Below are 17,662 nucleotides of genomic sequence, written 5' to 3' on the forward strand. Positions count from 1 at the left end.
TTTTGAAAAGAGCTTGTTAGTATACTAATCTCGATTATCTGGTAAAACTGATTAGACTTTATCTAATAATGCTGTATTGATAGACTTAATCAGTTTTGGACCTTCATAAATAAAACCAGTATAGATTTGTACTAAATCTGCACCAGCTTCTAATTTTTCCAAAGCATCTTCCGCAGAATGAATACCTCCTACCCCAATGATCGGAAAGGCTTTGTTGCTCCTATCTGACAAGTATTTGATGACTCGGGTTGACTTTGATTTTATGGGTTGGCCACTTAGTCCACCATTGCCAATATGCTCTAAACGCTCTTTTGAAGTTTTTAAGCCATCACGATCAGTAGAAGTATTACTTGCGATGACACCATCTAAATCGGTTTCTTTAACTAAGTCTACGATTTCATCAAGCTGGCCATCATTAAGGTCTGGCGCAATCTTTAATAGAATAGGTTTTTGTATAGCAAAAGTCTTATTGGCTTTCTGCACATCATCAATGAGTTCTAACAAATAATCTTTATCGTTAAGTTTTGCATGGCTACCTACATTGGGGCAACTTACGTTTAACACAAAATAATCGACATAGGGATGCAAAGCATTAAAACATTCTAAATAATCGCTAGTATAGTCCTCTGGTTTGGTTTGAGTATTTTTTCCAATATTCCCACCAATAATTAATTGCCCTTTGTTTTTCTTTAGCTGTGCTATTGCCGCTTCAAGCCCTTCATTATTAAAGCCCATACGGTTAATAATCCCTTGGTCGGCTTTAAGTCTAAACAAGCGCTGCTTTGGATTACCAGCCTGAGCCTTAGGTGTTACCGTACCTATCTCTATAAAACCAAATCCGAAGTTAGCCAATTCATTATATAGCACAGCATTTTTATCAAAGCCAGCAGCAAGACCAACTGGGTTTTTAAATTTTAATCCGAATAACTCGCGTTCCAAGGATTCATCTTCTACCAAATATAATGCTCTAAAGAGCCCTTTTACACCAGGTATTTTTGAAAAATTCCGTATTAAAGAAAACGTAAAGTAATGTACTTTTTCTGGGTCGAAACAAAATAAAATTGGTCGGATGAGTGCTTTATACATAAATGCCGCTTTGCTTTGCAAAAGTACTAATAATTACAATATTAATTTTGGGAAGTAAACTATCAAAAGTCATCCTTTTTAAAAAAACATTTACTTAACTTTGAACTATTAATCAAATATAAATCTCATGAAAAAAATAATCATTCCTGTCGATTTTTCTAAATATTCAGAATATGCATTAGAAACTGGAGCCGCATTGGCGAAAAAATACAATGCAGAACTCATAGTAATGCACATGTTGGAACTTTCGGAATCTATATTTTCGGCAACCAGCTCAGAAAGAAATGAAGAAACCGTTTTTATGTTAATGGTTGCCAATAAAGAATTTGAAACTTTTTTAGATAAAGACTATTTAAAGGGCATCACAGTAACTCCCTTGATTAAGAACCATAAAGTTTTAAAGGAAGTCTCAGAAGTCGCTTCTCACGAAAAGGCAGATTTAATTGTTATGGGATCTCGTGGACACAGTGAACATGACGGTGTATTTACAGGCTCTAATACAGAAAAAGTAGTACGCTATAGCGACACACCAGTTTTAGTCGTTAAATCTAAGCCAGAATCGATTAACTTTAAGCACATAACACTTGCTACAGATTTTGAAGAGAGTAGCATATCTGCAGTAAAAATGGCCTTGGAGTTGTTAAACGAACTAGCAGATAAAGTGACCCTGCTCCATATCAATCTTCCTAACTTAAGCTTTTTGAGTACGGATGAAGTTAACGAAAAAGTTTCTGATTTCTTAAAGCTTTCCAACCTCGATAGAAATGAGTTAAACATTGCCTTTACGTCAGATCACAATGTAGAATATGGTATTATGAATTACGTACGTAGAGAGCATGCTGATGCCATGGCAATTATCACCCACGGCAGAACCGGATTAAGTCATTTCTTTAGTGGTAGTATTTCTGAAGATTTGGTAAACCATTCAAAATTACCAGTAGTAACTTTTAAGTTATAGCGTGCAGCACATATAAGTTTAATAAAAGCCTTGATCACTCAAGGCTTTTATTTTCTGAACTTTGACTAATGTATTTACCAACCACTATAGCTGTTATAATTACCAGATAGAATTGACCTATTAAACCTATAAAAATTGAAGCTTTTTGCGCAACAGGAGAAATAGGATAAATATCTCCGTAACCAATAGTCATTAAAGTAATATAACTATAATACATAAGAGCTTCTGCCATATTTCCACTTTCGTCAATTAGCCTATGGAATGAATTAGGATAAATAATCACTATGGTCAAACACAAAAAAAGGATAATAGGCCTAAGGAAATATAACCACTGATTAAAAAGTATTTGAATTCTGTTTAACGTTTCATCTTAATAGTTGTTATTTTTGATAAAAACTTTAAACATGCAACACATCATAAACCGATTTATCAGTTATGTAACTATAGATACCGAGTCTGACCCAAACTCAGAAACAACCCCAAGCACAGCAAAGCAATGGAATTTAGCCAATAAATTGGTCGAAGAGCTTAAAGCTATAGGTATGAGTGATGTTACCATAGATGATAACGCCTACATCATGGCCACCTTGCCGAGTAATGTTGATCACGACGTGCCTACTATTGGGTTTATATCACATTTTGATACTTCGCCAGATTTCACTGGAGCCAATGTAAAACCTCAAATTATTGAGAATTATGATGGAAAGGATATTGTATTAAATGCTGAAGAGAATATTGTGCTATCACCTGATTATTTTGAAGACCTTTTGCTTTATAAAGGCCAGACTTTAATTACTACTGATGGCACTACACTTTTGGGAGCTGATGATAAAGCTGGTATTACAGAAATTGTCACAGCCATGGAATACCTTATTAAGCATCCAAAAATTAAACATGGGACCATAAAAGTTGGCTTTACGCCAGATGAAGAAATTGGTAGAGGCGCTCATAAATTTAATGTTGAAAAATTTGGAGCCGATTGGGCATATACTATGGATGGTAGTCAGATTGGTGAATTAGAATATGAAAATTTTAATGCTGCAAGCGCAAAAATTAAAGCAAAAGGAAAGATTGTGCATCCAGGATATGCCAAGGGAAAAATGGTAAATTCAATGTACTATGCTTCCGAATTTATAAATGTTTTACCGAGACTAGAAACACCAGAGCATACGGAAGGTTATGAAGGTTTTTTTCATTTGCATAGTGTGGAAGGTAAAGTCGAAGAAACCACACTCCAATATATTATAAGAGACCATGATAATGATAAATTTGAAGCACGTAAGGCCTTAATGGAAAAAATTGTCCTGGACCTTAACACAAAATTTGAGTCAGAGATATTTGAGATTGAAATTAAGGATCAGTACTATAATATGAAAGAAAAAGTTGAACCTGTAATGCACATTGTAGATATTGCCGAAGAGGCCATGAAATCGCTTGGCATTACACCTTTGATTAAACCTATACGTGGTGGTACGGACGGCTCACAATTATCATATATGGGATTGCCATGCCCAAATATCTTTGCTGGTGGACATAATTTTCATGGTCGTTATGAGTACGTCCCAGTGGAAAGTATGCAAAAAGCTGTAGAAGTGATTTGTAAAATTGCTGAGTTAACGGCAAAACGATAAATAAAATATTAAGCATACTCTACTAAATAGGTAAACCATTTTGCTAGTTAGTCTTTACATACAAGTAAAATGAGATTGAAATCTCATCGGCTTAAAGTTCACCATACACGAGTTACAAAACACGAGAAGATAAAATAAACAATATATAAATCCATTAATTAGCCTTTTGTGGCTGAAGTTTTGCACAAAACCAAGCTTTTTTTTGCTAAATTCATAGCATTCAACTTAGTAATGCCTAACCATTAACTAAACCCATAATGAAAAAAGTCTATTCCGTAGAAGAATATCTAGAGCTTAACCCTAAATGGTTCGAAGCGTTAGTACGCCTTCGCCATATCATTTTAAAAACTGAACTTACCGAAACCATAAAATGGAGTATGCCAACGTACTGTTTTAATGGTAAAAATGTATTGGGCATAGGTGCTTTTAAAAATCACTTTTGTTTATGGTTTCACCAAGGTATCTTTTTAAAAGATGAGCACAACCTACTTATCAATGCTCAAGAAGGTAAGACCAAGGCCCTACTACAAATGCGTTTTGATTCTATCGAAGATATTGAAGATACGATTGTACTAAACTATGTGAATGAAGCCATAGAAAATCAAAAGGCTGGTAAAACAATAAAACTAAGACGCAATACTGAAGATGTTGTTATTCCGGTTGAGCTAAAAATTAAACTAAACTCTAATACAGAATTAAATACAGCTTTTTTAGCTCTAACACCAGGTAAACAACGTGAGTATTGCAAATATGTGTCAGAAGCCAAAGGAAAAGCTACAAAACAAAAACGCTTAGAAAAAATAACTCCTATGATTATAAAAGGAGTAGGCTTACATGATAAGTATAAAAACCGCTAATACAATGACGCTCAATAAGTTTATACCTTGAACTGAACTTACATTATACAATAATACAAATTTCATAAACTAAAAAAGCCACTCAATGAGCGGCTTTTTACTTTATTATCATCAGCTTATTTTACTTTAGCTGGTGTGTTTAATTTTCTACTCATTTCCATTGAGATTGCAGAACGGTCAAACTTAATTTTACCTGCTAAGGTTTCAATAACACAACTACTATCTTTATCGTTCAGCTCTACAACTTTTCCGTGCATACCACTTTTGGTCAATACACGGTCGCCACGTTTTAATTCGCTAGCAAATTTCTTTTCCTGCTTTGCACGCTTCATCTGTGGTGCAATCATAAAGAAATACATTACAGCAAAAATGGCTATAAATGGTAAAAAAGATCCTAATCCTTCCATTAATTATATATTAATTGTGATTATGACCTTCGTGTCCTGGCTGCGTAGACGTTTTAGCCTTAGTTGTTGACAAAGGATTTACAGCTAGTTTTTTAGCTGGTGTCTTTTGTGGTGCATTAGGGTCTGCCTCAATCATAGCAGAAATCTTTACGATTTGAGTACCTTTTTCGGTGTTAGTCGTCATTGTTAATGACTTAGACACTTTTCCATTACCCTTACCATTGAACTTTACAGTAAACTCACCTGTTTCTCCAGGTGCTACTTCTTTTGTATAGTTAGATGGTACGGTACAACCACATGTACTTTTTATGTTACTTACCACCAACATTGAGTTGCCTGTGTTTTTATATTTAAATACGGTTTCTACTGGAGTTCCATTCACTAGAGTTCCAAAATCGTGTAACTCTTTGTCTAATTCAAGTACCGGAAAATTACCAGCATTGGCATCGCGCTCAGCTGCAACAGCTACATTTTCTGATTTAACTTTACTTGCAGCATCTTCTTTACAAGATGTAAAAGCTACCATACATAAAGCACTAAGTCCTAAGATTACTTTTTTCATTACTATATTTTTTTAGTTAATATATTCTATTTTCTTTCAGCTTGCAAAGGTAATAATTATTTCAACCAATTAAAATTTTTAGTCTGTCCTTAACATGTTTTGAAAGAAAAATCCTATAAATTTAAGAATTGTTTTTTCTTAATAGTATAAAATACCTACATTAAACCTCTTCCCGTTTTTAAGTGTAGCTTTTCAGACTGGTATTCCTTAACTATTTTGTCCAAAATTCCATTGATAAACAAACTACTCTTTGGTGTAGAATATTCCTTGGCAATTTCCAGATATTCATTAATAGTTACTTTATAAGGTATAGATGGGAATTTTTGAAATTCGCAAAGTGCCATTTTTAACACTACTCCATCAATACTTGCCAAACGCTCTGTATCCCAATTGGTAGTTTTTTTGGAAATTTCTTCAGAAAATTTAGAATTATTTAAAATGGTTTTTTGCAACAAACTTTTTGCAAATTCCTTATCCTCTTCATCCTTATACAAGTTTGGTAATAAAGCAGTTTCTGGCGAGGTTAATTTAAGCTTTCGTATTACTTTTAAAAGTGTTGTGTTTACTACAGGAAGATCATCAACCCAAGTGAGTTTCTTATCTTCAAAATAATCGTAGAGTTTATCGTTTGGCGCAATCACTTCAGAATAAATATCTATAATAAACTGCGTATCCTTTTTAAAAGTCGTTTCTGAATCATTTATATAATCATCATACCGTTTGCTCTTAATAATGGCTTTGAACAGAATATCAACGTATTCAAAATCTAAATCCCAAAAATTAAGTTTTCTCTTCCCAATAATGTCTTGCAGCATTTTGTTTTCGCCAATTAACTGCAGCAATTGATTATCTTGAAACTTGGTATTAGGGTTTTTATCGGCATCAGAACCTAAAAGTTTCTTTTGCAGTTTTTCGTTGTGATTTTTACTCTTTTTATGAAGCTCAGTAAGTAAGGCTAGAATAGAAAGGTACAAATCGTACATACTGTCTAAACTATGCAGCAAAAACCTTTCGTCTTTGGCGAGATCATCACTTTCAGTACTTTTAAAAGCATACAAGGATTGCATTACTTTTATTCTGATGTGTCTTCGGTTTAGCATATAAAAAGAACTGCGTTATCTAAGGTTATTAAAAAAGGTGAATCTACTACGATTCACCTTGCAAAAATAGTATTATTTAACTCTGAAAAAAATTATTTGGAATTTTCTCTTTTTCGAGTTTCAATACGTTCTCTGGCAATATTTAATGCGGCCGTATGCGTTGTAATATTGTTGACCTTAGCATTATCTAAGATTTCGAGTGTGGTATTGAATATATTTTCTGTTTTACGCATTATTTCTTGTCTATCATAATTTTCTAATTCAGCATACACATTAATAATTCCACCTGCATTAATTAAAAAATCAGGTGCATAGACAATACCTCGTTCTTGTAAAATCTCGCCGTGTTTGTTTTCTTCTGCCAACTGGTTATTTGCTGCACCAGCTACAATTTTAGCTTTTAGCTTGTATATGGTATCATCGTTTATTGTTGCGCCAAGAGCACATGGAGCATAAATATCCATCGGCTCACTATAAATATCATTTCCTCCGTATATGGTTGCGCCATATTTAGAACGTACCTCTTCTAATCGTTCTTGGTTTATGTCGGCTATGGTAACCTTAGCTCCTTCATTAACCAAGTGTTCTACTAAAGCTTCACCTACGTGACCAATACCTTGCACAAATACACTTCTATCTTCGAGCACATCAGAACCATATTGAAACTTTGCAGCGGCCTTCATACCCATAAATACACCATAAGCTGTAATCGGAGATGGGTTCCCTGCTCCACCTCTACTTTCTGAAATCCCCGTTACGTAAGGTGTCACGTCTCTTACAATATCCATATCTTCAGTAGTCATACCAACATCTTCAGCGGTAATATATTTACCACTTAACGAGTGTACAAACTCACCAAATCGTTTCATTAATTCTGGTGTCTTTTGTGTTTTGGCATTACCAATGATTACGGCTTTACCTCCTCCAAGGTTTAAACCTGTAATTGCAGATTTAAAAGTCATACCGCGAGACAAACGCAATACATCATTAAGAGCTTCCCATTCGTTTTCGTAATCCCACATTCTTGTACCTCCAAGTGCAGGGCCCAATATTGTATTGTGGATACCAATTATTGCTTTTAAACCAGTATCTTTGTCATTGCAAAAAACGATTTGTTCGTGATTGTCAAAAGAGCTTTGACCAAAAACCGGATCTATTTTTGAAAGTTCCTTAGAACTTATTATTTCTGAAGTCATTTATAAGTTAGGTTTAATGCTACTTAAAGATTATCTAAAAACAGCGGTCAAAAATAAATTATTATTGGAGGATTAGCAAAATATTAACGTCAAAATAAGATTATCGTAATATTTTTGACTCGCCAAAAATCATATGAAAGCACTAAAACACCTCAATAAATATTTCTTTAAATACAGATACCGATTAATTATTGGTATAGTTATCACCATAGTAGCAAAGATTTTTGCACTTTTCACTCCTAGGTTTGTTGGAGATGCTATCAATGTAATTTCTGATAGATATAATGGGAACATTTCTTATGAGGTGTTTAAAACTGAATTAACCACTATCACACTCTATATTATTGGCGCAGCAATTATTGCCGGAATGTTCACTTTCTTAATGCGACAAACCATTATAAATGTCTCTCGCCACATTGAATACGATCTTAAAAATGAAATTTATCAACATTATCAAGTTTTATCTCTAAACTTTTATAAGTCCAATAGAACTGGGGATTTAATGAATCGCATCAGTGAAGATGTTGGTAAAGTGCGCATGTATGTTGGGCCTGCCATAATGTATACCATGAATACTATTACGTTATTCACCGTCGCAATTATATATATGATGAATACTGCGCCAAAATTAACGCTATATACATTAATACCGCTCCCAATATTATCTGTAGCGATTTATAAATTGAGTAGACTGATAAATAAACGTAGTACTATTGTTCAACAATCGTTATCAACACTTTCCACCTATACTCAAGAAACATTTAGCGGTATTTCGGTAATAAAGTCCTATGGTATAGAGCCCAGAACCAATTCTGAGTTTGATACACTTTCAGCTGAAAACCGTCAGAAACAAATAAACTTAACCAAAGTACAGGCTTTATTTTTCCCTATGATGATATTACTTATTGGCTTAAGTAATCTTATCGTAGTATATATAGGAGGCGTGCAATATATGAATGGTGAAATCGAAGATATTGGTACTATCGCAGCATTTTTAATCTATGTAAATATGCTCACATGGCCAGTAGCCGTCGTTGGTTGGGTAACTTCATTGGTGCAACAGGCTGAAGCTTCACAAGAACGTATCAACGAGTTTTTAAATACCGAGCCAGACATACAGAATACGGTTAATGAGCTTACACCCATAAAAGGAGATATTGAATTTAAAAACGTATCCTTTGTCTACCCAGATACAAATATTGAAGCTTTAAAAGATGTGAGTTTTAAATTGAAATCTGGACAAACTTTGGCAATTCTAGGGAAAACTGGTTCCGGGAAATCTACGATTTTAGATTTAATCGGCCGATTATACGACGTTGACAATGATGGAGTCTTGGTAGACGATACCGTGGTTTCTAAATTAAATCTATACAGTTTGCGCAAAAGTATTGGTTATGTACCACAAGATGCCTTTTTGTTTTCTGATAGCATTAAAAACAACATTAAATTCGGAAAAGAAGACGCCACTGATGATGAAGTTATCGAAGCTGCCAAAAATGCTAGAGTTCATAAAAACATTATTGGTTTTAAAAGAGGTTACGATACAGTTCTGGGAGAACGTGGTATTACTTTATCTGGCGGACAGAAACAGCGTGTCTCCATAGCTAGAGCCATTATTAAAAGGCCAGATATTCTGTTATTTGACGATTGTCTTTCTGCAGTAGATACTGATACTGAAGAAAAAATTCTTAAAAATCTTGTAAAACTTACAAAAGACAAAACAACAATTATTGTAAGTCATCGTGTGTCTTCTGCAAAAAATGCCAATCAGATTATTGTCTTGGATGATGGCAAGGTAATTCAGACAGGAACTCACCAAAGTCTCATAAATGTTGAAGGTTATTACAAAGAACTTTATACAAAACAACTCTCAGAAAAAGAAATACAATAATTTGTTTGTTAGTTTAGTTTTTTTTTAGATTTTTGATTTCAATTTAAAAAAATATTAGCTATGAGTGATTATGGAATGATGGACAAGGAAGAAATATATTCCAAAGTATTACGTGCAGGAAGACGAACTTATTTCTTTGATGTAAGAGCAACTAAAGCAGGTGATTACTACTTAACCATTACCGAAAGTAAAAAGTTTACCAATGATGATGGATCTTACCATTACAAAAAGCATAAAATCTATCTTTACAAAGAAGACTTCACTGAGTTTAGAGAGATTTTGGCAGAAATGACAGACTATATTATTACAGAAAAAGGTGAAGAAGTCATTAGCGAACGTCATCAAAAAGATTTTAAACGCGAAGATGATTTTGTAACTCAAGAAGCAAAAACACCAGAAGATACGCAAAGTACCGATAACTTTACAGATATTAGTTTTGACGATATTTAAGCCTTAACTTCTGTTAAATTATAACAAAAACCGTTACGCTTCGTAACGGTTTTTTTATTTTTAAACTTTAACCAACTTCAAAATATATGCAACGTATTGCTTTACTATTGTTTATAGCAACCACTACACTTTTTTCACAGACCCAAACTGATTTATCGTATTACTTACCACAAGATGTTCAGTACAACCCAAATATTCCAACACCTAAAAGTGTGATAGGTCACGAGGTTGGTAAATGGCATATTACACACGATAAGTTAGTACAATACATGTATGCATTAGCTGAAGCCTCAGAACGAATTACTATTGAAGATAGAGGCAAAACTTATGAAGACAGACCTTTAATATTATTAACCATTACATCACCAGAAAATCATCAAAATATAAAGGCGATTCAATCTGCACATATACAGGCTACCGAAACCAATTCTTCTAATTTAGACAACAGACCGATTATTGTTTACCAAGGATTCTCCATACACGGTAATGAGCCTAGTGGCTCAAATGCGGCTTTGGTTGTTGCTTATTATTTGGCTGCTGCTCAGGACTCAAAGATTGATAATCTATTAAAAAATACGGTAATATTATTAGATCCATCAATGAATCCTGATGGTTTACAGCGCTTTGCGTATTGGGCAAACACCAATAAAAGTATAAATCTTAACCCAGATCCAAACGATAGAGAGTATAGTGAGATTTGGCCCGGAGGACGCACCAATCATTATTGGTTTGATATGAATAGGGATTGGTTGCCGGTGCAATTACCAGAATCTAGAGCACGAGTTAAAACCTTTCATAATTGGCTGCCAAACATCTTAACCGATCACCATGAAATGGGAACCAATTCAAGCTTCTTTTTTCAACCAGGTATTCCATCGCGCACACATCCATTAACACCAAAACTAAATCAAGAATTGACCAAGAAAATTGCGAAGTATCATGCCAAAGCTTTTGACAAAATTGGTTCGCTCTATTATTCTGAAGAGAGTTTTGATGATTTCTATTATGGTAAAGGCTCTACCTTTCCTGACATTAATGGAAGTATTGGTATTTTGTTTGAACAAGCGAGTTCTCGTGGCCACATTCAGGAAAGTGAAAATGGTATATTGACCTTCCCATTTACTATTAGAAATCAATTTACTGCAGCATTATCAACACTTGAAGCCTCAAATGGCATGCGAAAAGAGATTTTAGAATACCAACATAATTTCTTTAAAAATGCGCGTAATGAAGCCTCAAAAGAAGGCAATAAAGCGATTGTTTTTGGAGATGAAAAGGATGCTGCTAAGACATATCATCTGGCGGAAATACTAAAAAGACATCAAATTAAATTCCACGATATTAAATCAGACTTCTCGGCTGATGGAAAGTATTATAAAAAAGGCTACAGTTACATCGTTCCGAAAAATCAAAAGAATACAAGACTAATAAATGCCATGTTTGAGAAACGTACAACATTTAAAGATAGTTTATTCTATGATGTATCTGCATGGACATTTCCCTTGGCATTTAATCTAGATTATACGGAAACCACAACTGTAAATACTGGTGAAGAAGTTAAAAATTTGGCACACACAATAGGTGGAGTGATTGCTAAGAGCAACTATGCTTATCTCTTTGAATGGAATGAATACTATGCACCAAAACTTCTTAATCAAATCCTAAAAAAGGGGTTGAGAGCTAAAGTGAGCATGAAAAACTTTAGAGCCAATGGTAAATCTTATGGTTATGGTACAATAATGATTCCTGCAAAAAACCAAGACATGTCCGTATCAGAGATTTATTCGTTTTTAAATACTGCTGCACAAGAAAGCCATATTAGCGTTGATGCTGTTTCTACAGGACTAAACGATGGTATTGATTTGGGAAGTCGTAATTTTAGAGCTTTAGAATTACCCAAAATAGCACTTTTAGTAGGCGATGGCATTACCTCTTACGATGCAGGCGAAATTTGGCATTTATTAGATACACGCTACGATATCATCACCACAAAATTAGACGTCAAAAGTTTAGAACGCTCAGATTTAAGCCGATACAATACGATTGTCATGGCAAACTCCTATTCCGGATTAAATGACGATAATACCAAAAAACTAAAATCTTGGATAGAAGATGGCGGCACTTTAGTAGCCTACAGAAATGCTTTAAGTTGGCTAAACTCCAAGAAACTAATGAAAATAGATTTTAAGAAAAATACCATTACAGCCGAAAACATCAGTTACGAAAAACGTGGTAATTTCAGAGGCGCACAAGTAATAGGCGGAGCCATTTTTAAAACCCGATTAGACCGCTCGCATCCCATTAATTTTGGCTACAAGAACAATGAGCTTCCAATGTTTAGAAATACGACTTTGTTTGTAAAACCAGATAAGAACAGTTACAATAATCCAATTCAATACACTAAAAACCCATTGATGAGTGGTTATATTTCCGAAAAAAACCTTGATAGCCTAAGTCTCTCTGTTCCCTTAAAAATAAGTAGTATTGGCCGTGGAAATATTATTGCCTTTACCGATAATACTAATTTTAGAGGGTTTTGGTATGGAACCAATAAATTGTTGATGAATGCTATTTTCTTTAGGGAAGAAATGTAATGTCTTTCAACTCACAAAAATGACACTTTTTTGAATTAAGACACCTGTGCACCATTCTTTACCTTGGTCTGAGGATGCAATAAAAATACATCATTCTCTTTAACTGCTCCCATAACTAAGCATTCGCTCATAAAGTTAGCAATCTGCTTTTGGGGAAAGTTAACAACAGCAACAATTTGTCTATTCACTAAATCCTCTTTCTTATATTGGGCTGTAATTTGAGCAGAAGATTTTTTAATGCCTAAGTCACCAAAATCAATAGTGAGTTGATAAGCTGGTTTTCTGGCATTTGGAAAATCATTAGCTTCAATAATGGTACCTACACGCAAATCTACCTTTGTAAAGTCTTCAAATGTTATTATCTTTTGCATATCGAAAAGTTATCTATAATTTAGAGCATAGTCTATAAAAATCTTAAAAAACATGTTAAACTATGTTTTAGATGCTTCGCTATGCTCTGAGACATAAAAATAATAAATATATGGCATTAACACCATCAAACATGTTACCCTTGGGTACCAAAGCTCCAGATTTCAGTTTAATTGACACCAAAGACGATCATATAAAATCTCTCAATGCGCTAAAAGGAAATACCGGTACCTTAATAATGTTTATCTGTAATCACTGCCCTTTTGTAATTCATGTTAATTCTGAACTTGTAAAATTAGCCAATGATTATAAATCTAAAGGCATAAACTGTATTGCAATATCCAGTAATGATGTGGTTAATTACCCCCAAGATGGTCCCGATAAAATGAAGCAACATGCCATAGACAATTACTATCCTTTTCCGTATCTGTACGATGAAAGCCAAGATGTAGCTAAAGCGTATGATGCCGCTTGTACCCCAGATTTTTTTCTGTTCGATGAGAATCTAAAATTGGTTTATGCTGGACAGTTGGATGATTCTAGACCAGGAAACCACATTCCTGTAACAGGAAAGGATTTAAGAGCAGCCTTGGATGCTTTAGTTAATAATGAAAAAGTAAATCCAACTCAAAAACCTAGTATGGGTTGTAATATTAAGTGGAAGTGATTTTTTTTGTATTGACTAAAGAAGAGAAAAATTTAAAATGCAAACTACACTAGAAACTAAACGTCTAATCCTTAGGCCCGTTACTATGGATGATGCACAGGATCTATTTGAAATGGATTCTAACCCTAAAGTCCATCTATATCTAGGCAATAATCCCATTAAATCGATTGACCAGTCTAAAGCTATGATTAAAGATATTCTTTCGCAGTATGAGAAATTTAGAATCGGTAGATTTGGTGTCATAGAAAAAATTACTAATGAATTCTTAGGTTGGTCTGGTTTAAAGTATGAAAGAGAACTTAGAAAAGAATTCAATTACTATGATTTAGGTTATAGACTCAAAGAAGAGTTTTGGGGATATGGTTATGCCACGGAATCTGCCATAGCTTCCCTAGAGTTTGGTTTTAAAGACTTAAAACTCAAAGAAATCTGCGCAGCAGCTGATGTTGATCATATCGCTTCCAATACTATCCTAAAAAAGATAGGCATGCAACCTTCGGGGACTTTCACCTGCGAAGCCGACTCATGTAATTGGTACACTTTGAAAAACCCTTACATATAACAAAACCCCTTTTTCAAGAGGTTTTATTATCAATCAAGTTAGCCGAATGCATATTGAAGTGTTATTCATTTCTCAATTTAAAATTGATAGGTATACTATAAGGAACCCCAACAGCTCTGTCACGTTGTTTACCTGGTTTCATTTCCGGAAGTAAGCTAATAATACGTTCTGCCTCGGTTTCCAATAAGTTATCCGGCCCTCTAGTTTTAATTTTTGTGACCTTACCAGTTTTATCAATTAAGAAGTACACAAATACCTTACCTTGTATATTCATTTCTCTAGCGGTTTCTGGGTATCTAAAGTGCTTCTGCAAATGCTCTTTCATTTTTTGTTCAAAACAAGCCTTTAATTCAGCATTATTACCTGTACAACCAGGAAACTGTGGTACTCTCTCAATTACCGTAAAAGGAACTTCAATATCTTCCTCTACTTTTGCTACCCCTACATCCTCTATGCCAACTACTTCTGCACGTACTTCTATAACATCATCTTGACCTATTTCTGTACTTTCGACAAAAGTTTCTTCAATGTCTTCGACATCTTCAACAATAGTTATGGATTCTGTGACAACCTGCTTAGGTGGTGGAGGAAGCGGAATGTTAATCGTAGTGATAGGAATATCTTCCTCTATTTGCTCATTAACCATTAAAACATCTATTTTAGTGGCTTCTTTGTCGTAAGTCTTATGTTCTAATCCTACATACGTAAGAAGTAACATTACGTTTAAGCCAACAGCAAAATATAAACTGCTGTTTCGACCTACATTGGCTTTTGGGTTCTTCTTGAGTTCCATGACGTTTAATTTTATATTATAAAGTTACTCATCATTAAGCTGAAAAAGCATGACATTTATCATGTTTAACTGAAAACCAACTAACTACACTGATTTCAGAGGGTTCTTGTTGTATTTTGTGCTCCTAAAGTTATCTCAGATGAAAAGTGCTATTAATAATTTTTCTGGCTAATAGTACTTGAGTTATTTAACGTGTTTTTTTAGTTGGAGCTACTGAAGGCTACACATTATGCACAAACTATAAATTATCTAACTGATTGTCTGTACCATCTTCACTAATCGTCCAAAAGAAGCCTACAAAAAAGAATTGATCTGTAGCTGGGCGCAAAGCTCGTCTGTTAAACTGCCCATTTATATCTGGTGTGTTGGTATACTGGTAACCATTAACATTTTTAATACCAAGTACATTGTTAACCGAGAAGTATAATATTTTCTGTTGATCTAGTAGATAAGCCCAATTGAGACTTAGACTGTTAAAAGCTTTGGTACGCTCGCTTAAAAACTTGTTGGTATTAGGATTGGTATAAGGTCGCCCAGAAGAGTATCCATAAGCCAAACCTATTTGACTTTTCCAACTATCAATCCAATACTTGCCTACAACTGAGAAATTGTGTTTAGTAGCGAAATTAGGTTGGGCAGAATTTTCAAAATTTCTATGGTTGCGCTGTGTGTCTAAATACGAATAGCTTATCCAATAATCTAAATTTTTAACACCTGTATTATCACGCCAAAATATATCGATACCCTGAGCATAACCATCACCTGACGAATCAAAGTTGCTTTCAAAACTTGTAAATTCAGTATCAAACTTTACTAGGTTATCATAATCTTTTCTATAAGCTTCAGCTCTAAATATCTTACCATTATTAACATATTGATAGTTGAGAATATAATGCGATGTTTTTTGTGCTTTAAGATCTTGTTCAAACTTTAAAATAGAACTGTTTGGGTTTTGAAAAAAGTTACCGTAGGCCAACGACACCTGTCCATTCTTTGAGGTTTTATAAGCCAAAGCAGCTCTAGGAGCGAAATCAGCTGTGCTAAATATTGAGCTATAATCTGCTCTCATCCCTATTTTTAATGCCAGGTCTTTTGAGAAAATTAAATCAGCTTCGGCAAAACCTGCGGTAATGTTATTTTTAAAACCATAAATTTCGTCAACAGTATCGTCTTTAAAGTTTTCATCAAAATCTGTGATGAATTGCTCTGCGCCGAAATTCAACTTAAACCTGCTGCTGAATCGTTTTTTTAACTTCAATTTAAAATGAGCTGAGTTTTCTTTATCTTCAATATCACTTGTATTGATTCCTACTTCATTTTTAGCATGGGTATAAATTAATCCTGTATTAAGAGTCCAACCATTGCCCAAAACACCTTTATACGATGTATTTAAGTAAAAATTATCATTGTTCAATTTAAAATTTACACCGTCTTCAAAATTAATATCCTCTTGGGTTACTTCTAAGTTTGTAACATCAAATGCTGCATAAAATTTTAGCATACCGTTGTTTAGTCGCTTTCTATAAACTGTTTCACCTTGCGCAGCCTGAAAAGGTCTTTCCCAATTGTTGCGATTATTGAATATTTCGAAGTAAGGCCCTAAATTAATATAGGAAGCATTGAAACTGAGTGATGACTTTTCCCATTTTTGAGTGTTACCCAATGTAGCACCAACTGTCATGATGCCAATATCTGTTTTTTCTTGGTCTGGTTCATCAACAGTATTCAACAATAAAACACTCGATAAAGCTTGCCCAAATTCTGACGAATAGCCACCTGTGGAAAAGGTAATACCATCGAACAAAAATGGAGAATAGCGTCCTCGTGTTGGAATATTATTTGGTGTTGGTGAGTATGGCGTAAAAACACGAATGCCATCAATGAAAATTTGTGTTTCCCCTGCATCACCACCTCTAACAAATAATCGTCCGTCTTCTGCAACATTAGAGGTTCCTGGCAAGGTTTGCAAAGCCCCTACAAAATCACCCAAGGCACTAGCAGTCGTAACAACATCTAAAGGTTTTAAAACTGAAACTTTACTGTTATCGTTAGCTTCAAATGTACCTGCGCTCAATACTACAGTATCTAGGGATTCTACATCTTCACGCAATTTTACAACAAGATTGGATAGTTTTGAAACCTCATCGACAATGGTTTTGGTTTCAAACGATAGAAACGAAATGATTAAGGATTGTCTGCCATTTTCTTCTGTAGTAAAGCTAAATTTGCCTTTGTCATCTGTGGTTGCCCCATCGTAAGTACCGTCGAGATAAACATTGGCTCCTATTATCGGTTCATTTTTGGCATCGACTACCTTTCCGGTAATGATAGTTTGGGAGTAGCTTAAGGTGATGAAAAATAAGCTGATGATTGTAATTAACTTGTTCATTTTTTAATTTTATTATTCCAAGCCTAGGCAAAGGATTGTTGGTTTTGTGGAGCAAACTTCTACATTATACCATGTCTAAAAAACTCTATTTTACCGAACTGTAAAATTTAAATGATGAATTGAATATCTTTGGTTGCAATGACCATTTGA

The 17,662-nt window shown here is 34.3% G+C and carries 17 protein-coding genes; 8 read left to right on the top strand and 9 right to left on the bottom strand.

From position 1 onward, the window contains the following. Positions 1–51: 51 nt before the first annotated feature. A complete protein-coding gene (locus KCG49_RS01120; RefSeq protein ID WP_218544334.1) occupies positions 52–1,086 on the bottom strand; it encodes a quinone-dependent dihydroorotate dehydrogenase in 1,035 nt (344 codons plus the stop codon). Positions 1,087–1,213: 127 nt separating this feature from the next. On the opposite strand from KCG49_RS01120, the gene KCG49_RS01125 reads away from it, so the two are divergent. After that, on the top strand, positions 1,214–2,044 hold the full coding sequence (locus KCG49_RS01125) for a universal stress protein (RefSeq protein ID WP_218544335.1): 831 nt from the start codon (positions 1,214–1,216) through the stop codon (positions 2,042–2,044). A 34-nt stretch (positions 2,045–2,078) separates the two neighbouring features. Here the strand turns inward: KCG49_RS01125 and KCG49_RS01130 are convergent, their stop codons facing one another. Next, the gene (locus KCG49_RS01130) at positions 2,079–2,327 is read right to left on the bottom strand and encodes an ion channel (RefSeq protein WP_369680343.1); all 249 of its coding nucleotides are present in this window, start codon (positions 2,325–2,327) and stop codon (positions 2,079–2,081) included. Positions 2,328–2,448: 121 nt separating this feature from the next. Between KCG49_RS01130 and pepT the strand changes: the two genes are divergently transcribed. Then, positions 2,449–3,675 (top strand): peptidase T, encoded by a 1,227-nt coding sequence (gene pepT, locus KCG49_RS01135; protein ID WP_218544337.1) that lies wholly within the window; start codon positions 2,449–2,451, stop codon positions 3,673–3,675. A 257-nt stretch (positions 3,676–3,932) separates the two neighbouring features. Further along, positions 3,933–4,532, top strand: a complete 600-nt coding sequence (locus tag KCG49_RS01140) for a YdeI/OmpD-associated family protein (protein ID WP_218544338.1) — start codon at positions 3,933–3,935, stop codon at positions 4,530–4,532. Between the two features lie 116 nt (positions 4,533–4,648). On the opposite strand, the gene yajC is transcribed toward KCG49_RS01140, so the two are convergent. The 4 genes from yajC to KCG49_RS01160 form a co-directional block, all read right to left on the bottom strand. Then, positions 4,649–4,939 (bottom strand): preprotein translocase subunit YajC, encoded by a 291-nt coding sequence (gene yajC, locus KCG49_RS01145; RefSeq protein ID WP_218544339.1) that lies wholly within the window; start codon positions 4,937–4,939, stop codon positions 4,649–4,651. 10 nt (positions 4,940–4,949) lie between these two features. Next, entirely contained in the window at positions 4,950–5,501 is a 552-nt protein-coding gene (locus KCG49_RS01150) for a DUF1573 domain-containing protein (protein WP_218544340.1), read from the bottom strand. Positions 5,502–5,656: 155 nt separating this feature from the next. Beyond that, a complete protein-coding gene (nusB, locus tag KCG49_RS01155; RefSeq protein WP_256259810.1) occupies positions 5,657–6,601 on the bottom strand; it encodes a transcription antitermination factor NusB in 945 nt (314 codons plus the stop codon). A 92-nt stretch (positions 6,602–6,693) separates the two neighbouring features. Then, entirely contained in the window at positions 6,694–7,797 is a 1,104-nt protein-coding gene (locus tag KCG49_RS01160) for a Glu/Leu/Phe/Val family dehydrogenase (RefSeq protein WP_218544341.1), read from the bottom strand. 133 nt (positions 7,798–7,930) lie between these two features. Here KCG49_RS01160 and KCG49_RS01165 point away from each other — a divergent pair, with 133 nt between their 5' ends. From KCG49_RS01165 to KCG49_RS01175, 3 genes are all read left to right on the top strand, one after another. Next, positions 7,931–9,688: an ABC transporter ATP-binding protein gene (locus KCG49_RS01165; protein WP_218544342.1), complete on the top strand. Its 1,758-nt coding sequence runs from the start codon at positions 7,931–7,933 to the stop codon at positions 9,686–9,688. A 60-nt stretch (positions 9,689–9,748) separates the two neighbouring features. Next, entirely contained in the window at positions 9,749–10,138 is a 390-nt protein-coding gene (locus KCG49_RS01170; protein ID WP_218544343.1) for a PUR family DNA/RNA-binding protein, read from the top strand. An 86-nt stretch (positions 10,139–10,224) separates the two neighbouring features. Further along, entirely contained in the window at positions 10,225–12,732 is a 2,508-nt protein-coding gene (locus KCG49_RS01175; protein ID WP_218544344.1) for a M14 family metallopeptidase, read from the top strand. Positions 12,733–12,767: 35 nt separating this feature from the next. Here the strand turns inward: KCG49_RS01175 and KCG49_RS01180 are convergent, their stop codons facing one another. After that, positions 12,768–13,103: a tRNA-binding protein gene (locus KCG49_RS01180; protein ID WP_218544345.1), complete on the bottom strand. Its 336-nt coding sequence runs from the start codon at positions 13,101–13,103 to the stop codon at positions 12,768–12,770. Between the two features lie 110 nt (positions 13,104–13,213). Here KCG49_RS01180 and KCG49_RS01185 point away from each other — a divergent pair, with 110 nt between their 5' ends. Then, a complete protein-coding gene (locus tag KCG49_RS01185; RefSeq protein WP_218544346.1) occupies positions 13,214–13,768 on the top strand; it encodes a thioredoxin family protein in 555 nt (184 codons plus the stop codon). Between the two features lie 37 nt (positions 13,769–13,805). Further along, positions 13,806–14,330, top strand: a complete 525-nt coding sequence (locus KCG49_RS01190) for a GNAT family N-acetyltransferase (protein WP_218544347.1) — start codon at positions 13,806–13,808, stop codon at positions 14,328–14,330. A gap of 61 nt (positions 14,331–14,391) precedes the next feature. Here the strand turns inward: KCG49_RS01190 and KCG49_RS01195 are convergent, their stop codons facing one another. Then, complete coding sequence (locus KCG49_RS01195) at positions 14,392–15,123, bottom strand: energy transducer TonB (protein ID WP_218544348.1); 732 nt, start codon at positions 15,121–15,123, stop codon at positions 14,392–14,394. Between the two features lie 238 nt (positions 15,124–15,361). Further along, positions 15,362–17,512 carry a TonB-dependent receptor gene (locus KCG49_RS01200; RefSeq protein WP_218544349.1) on the bottom strand — a complete coding sequence of 717 codons (2,151 nt, stop codon included), beginning with the start codon at positions 17,510–17,512 and terminating at the stop codon, positions 15,362–15,364. Positions 17,513–17,662: the final 150 nt, after the last annotated feature.

The sequence above is a fragment of the Winogradskyella luteola genome (assembly GCF_019203985.1).
Classification (GTDB): domain Bacteria; phylum Bacteroidota; class Bacteroidia; order Flavobacteriales; family Flavobacteriaceae; genus Winogradskyella; species Winogradskyella luteola.

Coding starts and splice junctions, on each gene's coding strand:
- KCG49_RS01120 (WP_218544334.1), bottom strand. CDS start 1,086: ATGTATAAAGCACTCATCCGACCAATTTTATTTTGTTTCGACCCAGAA.
- KCG49_RS01125 (WP_218544335.1), top strand. CDS start 1,214: ATGAAAAAAATAATCATTCCTGTCGATTTTTCTAAATATTCAGAATAT.
- pepT (WP_218544337.1), top strand. CDS start 2,449: ATGCAACACATCATAAACCGATTTATCAGTTATGTAACTATAGATACC.
- KCG49_RS01140 (WP_218544338.1), top strand. CDS start 3,933: ATGAAAAAAGTCTATTCCGTAGAAGAATATCTAGAGCTTAACCCTAAA.
- yajC (WP_218544339.1), bottom strand. CDS start 4,939: ATGGAAGGATTAGGATCTTTTTTACCATTTATAGCCATTTTTGCTGTA.
- KCG49_RS01150 (WP_218544340.1), bottom strand. CDS start 5,501: ATGAAAAAAGTAATCTTAGGACTTAGTGCTTTATGTATGGTAGCTTTT.
- nusB (WP_256259810.1), bottom strand. CDS start 6,601: ATGCTAAACCGAAGACACATCAGAATAAAAGTAATGCAATCCTTGTAT.
- KCG49_RS01160 (WP_218544341.1), bottom strand. CDS start 7,797: ATGACTTCAGAAATAATAAGTTCTAAGGAACTTTCAAAAATAGATCCG.
- KCG49_RS01165 (WP_218544342.1), top strand. CDS start 7,931: ATGAAAGCACTAAAACACCTCAATAAATATTTCTTTAAATACAGATAC.
- KCG49_RS01170 (WP_218544343.1), top strand. CDS start 9,749: ATGAGTGATTATGGAATGATGGACAAGGAAGAAATATATTCCAAAGTA.
- KCG49_RS01175 (WP_218544344.1), top strand. CDS start 10,225: ATGCAACGTATTGCTTTACTATTGTTTATAGCAACCACTACACTTTTT.
- KCG49_RS01180 (WP_218544345.1), bottom strand. CDS start 13,103: ATGCAAAAGATAATAACATTTGAAGACTTTACAAAGGTAGATTTGCGT.
- KCG49_RS01185 (WP_218544346.1), top strand. CDS start 13,214: ATGGCATTAACACCATCAAACATGTTACCCTTGGGTACCAAAGCTCCA.
- KCG49_RS01190 (WP_218544347.1), top strand. CDS start 13,806: ATGCAAACTACACTAGAAACTAAACGTCTAATCCTTAGGCCCGTTACT.
- KCG49_RS01195 (WP_218544348.1), bottom strand. CDS start 15,123: ATGGAACTCAAGAAGAACCCAAAAGCCAATGTAGGTCGAAACAGCAGT.
- KCG49_RS01200 (WP_218544349.1), bottom strand. CDS start 17,512: ATGAACAAGTTAATTACAATCATCAGCTTATTTTTCATCACCTTAAGC.